Raw genomic sequence first — 8,150 nt, 5'->3', positions numbered from 1 at the left:
ATGCAGATCATCGGACACCAGCACATCGATTCCCACTCGATCCCCCAAGATAGTTCCTCGACTGCCCTACCGGGCCACAATGACGCACAACTCGCGCGCCCGATAATCGCATACCTGTGCAAAATTCTGAAGCTTGATCTTCAGCATGTGCCGACCCGGACGCAAAGGCGGCAGGTCCAGCGGCGAAAAAGATTCTGATCGGTGTACGTGCCATTTCGCGGGCCGGTCGGCGGACGCGGCGCTTCCGTTGATCCGGGCGTCCGCGTTGGGCCGCGGACGGCGGACGGCGGACGGCGGACGATCCCAGGGCCCGGCCCGCGGCGTCCGCGCGTGGTGGCTCACCGGCCGCCCCGGGCTCGGTCACCGGGGACACGGCCTGCTCGCCGCTCGTCCTGCGGCAACCGCTCCCGCCCGCGCGGACGCGGCATCAAGGCGGTGCGGCCGGACCAGGAGGAGCGTGGGCCTCGGGCTGAAGCCAGTCAGAAAGCCAGCGGGCAAGCCGGCCGGGCCCGGTACGAAGGCGGGGCCCGGTACGACGGCCGGGCCCCGCCCCCAGGGCCTCAGCTCCGCTGGAAGAACTCCAGCTCCGCCAGGGCGAGATGGCGGACCCCGTCCAGTCCTGCGGGGGCGTCGAGAGTCAGCCGGATGGTGGTGGCGTCGCTGACGCCGGTCGGGAAGGTCTGCGGGCCTGGCTTGTCCGTCAGGGTCAGCTTCTTGACGACCTTCCGGCCGTGCGACGTCGTCACCTCCATGTCGATCTGGAGCGCCCGGCCCTCGCGTGCGTAGTCCTCGGGCGAGGTCGACGCGCCGTTGGTGACGATCACGGCCACCAGGCGGAACGGCTTGGCGAAGGTGTACGTCACCGAGGCGCCCGGGCCGGGCGCGCCCCAGTAGCGGTTGCTGAGGCCGTCCGTGGCGTCGCCGACCGGGTGTCCGGGCACTTCGGCACTCGCCGCCATCCGGACCGGGGTCACCGCCTTGCTCTTGCCCAGCTTGTCCCGGGTGTCCTCGATCAGGCTCCGGCCGGCCGGCAGCAGCAGGAAGCCGCCCGCGCACAGGGCCAGCACCAACGCCAGGATCACCAGGAAGCGCGTCGTCCGACCCGAGCCGGCCCGGGTGCGGCGGCGCAGCGGCCAGATCGTCCGCCACCAGGGCAGCGGCGGTGTGGTCGTACGGGGAGTGAGAGGGGTCGCGCAGCGGCGGCAGAATCGGCGGTCGGGCGGGTTGGGTGTGCCGCAGGAGGGACAGGGCGCCCCCGCGGCGTCGTCGTCCACCGGAACGGGCCGTACGACCGGACGCGGCACGACGGCCTTCGCCGGCAGGACGGGCTGCGGTGAGTCGGGCTGCGGTGAGTGGGGCGGGGGTGAGTCGGGCGGCGGGGATGCCTTCGGCACGGATGCCTGCGGCGCGGCGGGTTGGAGTGTGGTGGGTTGGAGTGTGGCGGGCGCAGGCACGGCGGCCTCCGCCGGGGTGCCGCCGACCGGGGTGCCGCCGGCCGTGGGGCCGTCGGCCGGAGTGGCGGCGGCGGGAGTGGCGGCGGTGCTCTGCGGCGGGGGCGTCGGGGTGGCGGGGGCGGTCGGGGTGTCCGACCAGCCCAGGTAGGAGCCGCAGTTGTCGCAGAAGCCGTCCGTCGGGCCGTTGGACGCCCCGCACACTGGACACTCGCGCATCGCCGTCACCCCTCCTCACCCACGGGCGGTCCCGGCAGGACCTCCACCCGGCAGACCGTGTGGACCGGGCACAGGCTCCGGAGCAGCGAACGGACCCGGTCCGCGTCCACCTCGTACGCCTCGCCTCCGTGCCGCGGCCACACCCGTACGAGCACCTCGTCGGCCGGGGCGGGCGGCAGTGCGGCACCGGCCGTGCTCGACCAGGCGGCCCCGCCGTCCCCGCTGACCTCGGCGGACACGCCCAGCGCCAGGCGCAGGGCCTCGACCAGGCCGCGCCGAGTGCCGCTCCAGCGGTGCAGTTCCACCGCGCGGGCCACCGCCTCGCGCCGCAGCGCCAGCGGCCAGTCGGGGTCGTCGGCGCCGCCCACCCAGGTGGCCAGCCAGGACAGGAAGTCGGCCGGGGCCAGTCGCGGATCGAAGTACGAGGGCAGGTTGTCGAGGGTCGTGAACACCGGGGCCAGCACCGTGTCCAGCCCCGCTGTGAACCGTTGCGCGAAGTCGTCGTCGGCGTACAGCGCGGGGAGCTGCTCGCCGATCGGGTGGCGGCTGGGCAGCCCCGGCACGGCGGCCCGGCTCATCCGCGGACCTCCGTCTCCCGTGCGGTCACGACCACCTGGTGCTGGTAGGAGAAGACCACCGTGCCCGCGCCGACGTCGATCCGGTCGACCGGAACGCCGCGCCGGCCGGTGACCGGGTCGGCGGCGAACAGCCGGATCTCCTCCACCACCACGTCCCCGATGGCGCGTTGCAGCACGCCGAACACCTCCCCGTACTGCACCGGCCGCCCGAACGGCCAGCCCGTTCCGTCGGGCCCGCCGTGCAACGGGTCGAGGTGCCGGAAGAGCGCATCGAGCGCTGCCTCGCGCACCCGGTCGGCGTCCGCGGCCGGTGCCGAGAGCCGGGCGACGACGGTGACGCCCTGGTAGACGGGCGGCTCCACGACGAGCCGGGTGCCGATCAGGCGCCGCTCGTCGAGGGCCGTGGTGATCCTGGCGAGGACCTGGTCGGAGGGGATCAGCTGCTCGAAGCGCAGCCGGTCGCCCTCGTCGGCCACCGCGTCCGGCACCACCAGGACCCTTACCGCGCCCGGGCCTGCGTCCCGTTCGGGCAGGCAGCGGACCCGGCGCACGGAGGGTGCGGCCTGCCGGGCGATGATCTCGTAGTCCTCGGCGGTCACCGCGCGCTCCTGCATGCGCAGCGTCTCGGGCGCCCGCAGCTTGGCGTTCTCGATCGTCTCCCCGGCGACGCCGCCGCGCGCCGCCTCCCGGTTGGTGACCCGGGTGATGTACGGGACGGAGCTGCGCAGGACGGAGACGGCGCCGCGGGAGACGTTGCCGGCCGGGCCGCCGCCGGTGCGGTACCGGGCCACGCGGATCCGGGCGCCCTTGGCCGGCACGGCCCCGCACGGGCGCAGGGTGCCGTCGGCCTCGCGCAGCACCGGTGGGAACGCGAACTCGCCGGTGGTGGCGTCCACCCGGACGTGCCGGTCGGTCGGCCCCGAGCGCCCGAAGTGCTCCACCACCTCCCAGCGCTGCCACCCGTCCGGAGAGGACACCTCCACCACCGGGGGTTCCCCGTCGAGCAGCACGGGCGGGCGGCCGAGCCGGAAGGACTGCCCCGCCACCCCCTCCGACACGCCGAGCGGTACGTCGGTCACCCGCTCGGCGTGCTCCACGGCCGTCGTGCCGCCGACGGTGAAGACGGCGGCCTCGCGCACCGTCGGCGACTCCGAGTAGAACGGCTGGCCCGGCTCCGCCGCGGTGACCCGGCAGCGCAGCCAGCCCGCTCGGGTCCCGCTGACCAGCGACGCCGTGTGCCCGGCCGGAACGTACACGATGACCTCGCCGGGTCGGTTCAGCCCGCCGGTGCTGTCGGAGCCGGTCTCGCAGCGCTGCCACCGGCCGCCGTCCCACGCCTCCCACACCAGCGGGGGCTGGCGCGGGTCGACGCCGACGCCCTCGACGCGGCTGTCGAGGCGTACCGCGACCACGCAGCGCGGCACCGCCGTCGGCAGGCCGAACAGCAGTGCGTCGCCGGGCTCGGGCGCGGCCTGGAAGCAGGGGATGTCCCGGCCCTCGGCCAGCGCACCCGTCCGGTCGGTCTGCTCACCGGTGCGGGGCACGGTGACCAGCCGGGTCAGCTCGCTCGGCACTATGCGCAGGTCCTCGGTGGTGGCGAAGACCACGGCCTCCTCGGTCTCGCCGGCCGCGGTCGTCACCTCGGTGCCCGCGGGCAGCGTCACCGTGTCCGGTTGGGGCGCCGACAGCCAGAAGTCGACATCGGCGACGGCGGCCGACGGCGGGTACAGCCGGATGCCCAACAGGTCCAGGAAGGCCAGGTAGTTCTTGTCCGGGACCCGGTTCAGCCGGTACAGCAGCTGGTCCACGAGGTAGGCGAACGTCTCGATGAGGGTGACGCCCGGGTCGGAGACGTTGTGGTCGGTCCACTCCGGGGCGCGCTGCTGCACGTACCGCTTCGCCTCGTCGACGAGCTGCTGGAACCGTCGGTCGTCCAGGTTGGGAGAGGGCAGGGCCATCAGTCCGCGACCATTTCCTCGGTCCCCTCCTCGGAGGGGATCGTGTAGAAGGGGAAGACCAGGTTGCGCCGGTCGTTGGTGGTGCGCACCGTGTAGCGCACGTCGATGTAGAGGGTGGCCGCCTCCACCGCGTCGAAGGCCACGACGACCTCGTCCACCGCGATCCGGGGCTCCCAGCGCTCCAGTGCCTCGCGCACCTGCTGGGCGATCCGCCCGGCGGTGTCGCCGTTGCCGGGGGCGAAGACGTACTCGTGGATGCCGCAGCCGAAGTCGGGCCGCATCGGCCGCTCGCCGGGCGCGGTGCCCAGCACGAGGCGGATGGCCTCCTCCAGTTCCCGCTCCCGCTCGACCATGGCGATCCCGCCGGTCGGCCCGACCCGCAACGGGAACGCCCAGCCGCGCCCGATGAACCGTTCGCTCATCACACACCTCCGATCAGCACGTTCGGCGCTCCGGCCAGGACCGTCGCGCCGCACGCCGCCTGGTCGCGGGCCCGCGCCGCGGGCAGCCCGCCGATCAGCACCACGCCCCCGGTGACCGCGGACGGGTTGGGCACGAGCACGTTGCCCGGTCCCAGGGCCGCGTGCGGCGGCACCGGGCAGACGTGCAGGCTGCCCACCACGGCGGCGGGCAGCCCGCCGATCAGCACCGTCGCCACCCGCGCGGCGGTGCCGGGCGGCGGGGTCGCGATCCGGCCACCGTGGTTGGTGGGGTCGCCGGTGCGGGCTGCGGCTGGCATCAGGGGCTCCTCGGGGGGACGGTCGGGCTGAGGGCGGTCGAGGTGGAGAGGTCGAGCGAGGGCGGTCGGGTGCGAAGGCCGGGCGGCACGGCGGTCACGGGAGGTCAGTTGATCCGGATGAGGCGGGCCTTGAGGACGGCGAGCAGGCCGCCGTCGACGGTGACGTCCGCCGTCCCGGACACCCGCACCGACCGGCCTCCGATGCTGACCCCGGCCGTGCCGTCGATGTCCACCTGCCGGCCGGTCACCTTCACGGTGCCCTGCCGGGCGTCGAGCGTGATGCCGTCCCGGTCCAGCAGGACGGAGGTCAGCGGACGGTTCCGTCCCGCGTACACGGTGAGCTCGATCCGGTCCCGGCGGTCGTCCAGGCGGACCTCCAGCCGCCCGTCCCCGGTCACCAGCCGCAGCCCGGAGGGGCCCGGCGCCGGCGCGTCCAGCAGCTCCACACGGTGACCCGAACGCGAGGCCACCGAACGGCGGTTGACCTTTCCGCTGGTCGTGTCGATCAGCGGCACGTCGTGCGGCGAGGGCTGGTCCACCCCGTTGTAGAGCCCGCCGATGACGTACGGGCTGTCCAGCAGGCCCTGCTCGAACCCGACCAGCACCTCGTCGTTGACCTCGGGGCTCACCACACCGCCGCCGCCCTTGCCGCCCCACTGGACGGTGCGCACCCAGTCGGTGACGTACGTGTCGTCCAGCCAGGGGAACGTCAGGCGCACCGCGCCGCGTTCGGAGCCGTTCGGCTCGCGTACGTCCGTCACCACGCCGATCGCCAGGCCGGGGATGCGCGGGCCGCGCCCCGGGGCGTTGGCGCCGGTCGCCAGACCGGCCAGGGAACGGTCCGGGCTGGCGCTGACCCACACGGTGGTGCGGTAGCCGCCGTGCGGTTCCAGTACGTGCTGCACCGCCGTCGCCGTGTACCGGCCGGAGAACGCCTGCCCCACGTTGCCGAGCGCCACCGGTTTGCCCGCCCGCAGCAGCGGATTGCCCTCGGCCACCGCCTCCAGCTCGCCGAAACCGGCGCTGACCTGGGCCGCCACCGCACGGGCGACTGCCGTCGTCTCCGCCTGCGTCCGGTAGGGCGTGTCGGTGACGGCCACGGTGGACTTCCCGAACCGGGCGGCCGACCCGGGACGGAGCCCCGGCACCACGGTGTCGCTGACCACGGACGGCTGCTCGGCGACCAACGGCCGCTTCGTGGTGACGTCCCAGCCGCGCACCTGCACCTTCGAGGCGCCGTCGGCGGCCGACAGCGCGGCCCGCAGCGCCAGGAGGTTGCGCCCGTACTCCAGGACCATCGGATCCTTCATGGCCGACGTCGACGGGGAGGGCGCCCCGGACGCCTCCGCGGGCCGGGTGAACTGGAGCAGCCCCTTGTCGTCGACGCGCACCTGCGCACCGCTCTCGCCCGCGAGGAACTGCAGGAAGTCCCAGTCGGAGACGTTCGCCTGGGACAGCTGCCGGTACGTCACCGGCGCGGCCTCCACCCTCCCGACGGCCAGGCCCGCGCCCGCGGCCACCTTCCGGACGATGTCCGCGGCCGTCATGTTCCGGTACGCGACGACCTTGCGGCCGCGCTGGAGGCGGTGGGCCCTGGAGTAGGCGCGGACGACGGTGAACGAACCGGTGCCGTCGCGGTCGATCTCCAGGGCCGTGACCTCCCCGCTGAACAGCCGCTCCCGCGCCTGCCCCTTCGCGGTCGTCACCGACACGCGCAGCGGGGAGCCGATGGAGATGCCGGTGGCGTGCAGGAACTCGTGGTCGGGGTCGCGGTAGGTGAGCACGGCGGTGTCCGGTAGGCCCACGTTCTCGTCGACCACACAGCTCACCAGCTGCGCCGCCCAGATCTGCGGCAGTTCGCCCGGCGCCTCCACGATCGGGTCGGCAGCGAACGACCTGCCCCCGGAATCGAACCCGCTCACCGTGCCCCCTCGACGTTGCCGTTGCCGCTACCGAGACCGTGCCCGTTGCCGGTTTCCTCGGCGTAGTTGTCGTCCCGCAGGCCCGGCACCACCAACTCGGTGCCGGGGGCGAGCGCCATCGGGTCGTCGATGCCGTTCGCCTCCGCGATGACCCGCCAGGCCGTCGCGTCGCCGTACTCACGCCAGGCCAGCATCGCCAGGCTGTCGCCTGCCACCACGGTGTGCGTGCTGCGGGCGGTGCGCGCGCCGGACGTCGGGTTCTGGCCGGGCGGGTCGACACTCGCCTCCTCGATGGACAGCGAGCAGGTCGCCCGCAGCGGCTTCCCGTCCACGTCGAAGAGCGTGAACGAGACCGACAGGTTCGACAGCACCCCGTCGAACGAGGTGGCCCGCGCGCTGCCCCACTCGAAACGCACCCAGGGGCTCGCCGGCTTCTTGCGGCCGAGACTGGCCGGGGTCGGCACGCACGCCTTCATCAGCGTCTCCACCGCCTGCTCCACCGAGTTGTCGTGGGTGGCGGTGGCGTCCAGGAACACGTCCAGGCTCAGGGTGCGCGGGCCGCTGCCCACGAACTCGGGCAGCGCCGACTGCCCCGCCATCCGGGACGGGGACCGCCGCCACTCGGTGGTCTTGCCCAGTTGCAGGGTCGACGGGTTGAACTGGAGGTCGAGCCGGGCGATCGTCCCGCCGGGCTTGGCCCCGACCGAGGCCGGGGGCTCTTTCAGGGTGAGCTGGGCCCTGGCGCGGCTGGCGCGAGCCGATGAGGCCATGACGTGGCTTCCTTCTGGAGCAGAGTGCGGCGGGTCGTCGGGCGGGGCCGGGGTGGGACGGTCAGGCGGGGACCAGCCCTGCGTGGGCGATCTCCAGGGTCTCCACCGCGGCCGCGGAGTTGGCGGGGTCGAAGGACGGACCCTGCCAGCGGACCGGGACGATCCCGAAGACCTGCCAGCTGATGATCCGGCTCAGATCGGGCCGCAGGGCCACGATCTCGCCGTCCTTCGGCTCGACCCGCCGCAACGTCTTGTCCAGCCAGCGGCCGATCTTCGCCGTGTCGGCGGTGACCGGCCGGGTGAGGGTGATGTTCGACCAGGTCACGCGCCCCGGGAGCTGCCAGGTGAAGCCGTTGTTGCCGCCCTCGGCGTAGCTCTCCATCTCGACCTCGGCGCCCATGCCGGAGCAGGTGTGGAAGGCGCCCAGGTCGTTGCCGCCAATCGCCAGCCGGAAGAACACGCTGGTCGCGAAGATGTTGTCCGTCATCGGTCCGTCGTCCGTTTCTCGTTCGT

The 8,150-nt window shown here is 73.8% G+C and carries 8 protein-coding genes; all 8 read right to left on the bottom strand.

What is annotated here, in order from left to right:
* Positions 1-560: 560 nt before the first annotated feature.
* Positions 561-1,670: a zinc ribbon domain-containing protein gene (locus J5Y04_RS39935; protein ID WP_209417444.1), complete on the bottom strand. Its 1,110-nt coding sequence runs from the start codon at positions 1,668-1,670 to the stop codon at positions 561-563.
* A gap of 5 nt (positions 1,671-1,675) precedes the next feature.
* A complete protein-coding gene (locus J5Y04_RS39930) occupies positions 1,676-2,248 on the bottom strand; it encodes a phage tail protein (RefSeq protein ID WP_209417443.1) in 573 nt (190 codons plus the stop codon).
* Positions 2,245-4,206: a putative baseplate assembly protein gene (locus J5Y04_RS39925; protein WP_209417442.1), complete on the bottom strand. Its 1,962-nt coding sequence runs from the start codon at positions 4,204-4,206 to the stop codon at positions 2,245-2,247. The genes J5Y04_RS39930 and J5Y04_RS39925 overlap by 4 nt, the downstream gene beginning before the upstream one ends.
* Positions 4,206-4,628 carry a GPW/gp25 family protein gene (locus J5Y04_RS39920; RefSeq protein WP_209417441.1) on the bottom strand — a complete coding sequence of 141 codons (423 nt, stop codon included), beginning with the start codon at positions 4,626-4,628 and terminating at the stop codon, positions 4,206-4,208. The genes J5Y04_RS39925 and J5Y04_RS39920 overlap by 1 nt, the downstream gene beginning before the upstream one ends.
* Positions 4,628-4,945: a PAAR domain-containing protein gene (locus J5Y04_RS39915; RefSeq protein WP_209417440.1), complete on the bottom strand. Its 318-nt coding sequence runs from the start codon at positions 4,943-4,945 to the stop codon at positions 4,628-4,630. The genes J5Y04_RS39920 and J5Y04_RS39915 overlap by 1 nt, the downstream gene beginning before the upstream one ends.
* A 104-nt stretch (positions 4,946-5,049) precedes the next feature.
* Entirely contained in the window at positions 5,050-6,867 is a 1,818-nt protein-coding gene (locus J5Y04_RS39910) for a VgrG-related protein (protein ID WP_209417439.1), read from the bottom strand.
* Positions 6,864-7,637, bottom strand: coding sequence for a LysM peptidoglycan-binding domain-containing protein (locus J5Y04_RS39905; RefSeq protein ID WP_209417438.1), 774 nt, complete (start codon positions 7,635-7,637; stop codon positions 6,864-6,866). Before J5Y04_RS39905 ends, J5Y04_RS39910 begins: the two co-directional genes overlap by 4 nt.
* A gap of 61 nt (positions 7,638-7,698) precedes the next feature.
* Positions 7,699-8,124 (bottom strand): phage tail protein, encoded by a 426-nt coding sequence (locus tag J5Y04_RS39900; protein ID WP_209417437.1) that lies wholly within the window; start codon positions 8,122-8,124, stop codon positions 7,699-7,701.
* Between the last annotated feature and the right edge of the window lie 26 nt (positions 8,125-8,150).

The organism is Kitasatospora sp. RG8, assembly GCF_017813315.1.
Lineage (GTDB): Bacteria > Actinomycetota > Actinomycetes > Streptomycetales > Streptomycetaceae > Kitasatospora.
Note: the sequence above shows the minus strand (reverse complement) of the source record. Positions and strands in the feature narration are given on the sequence as shown.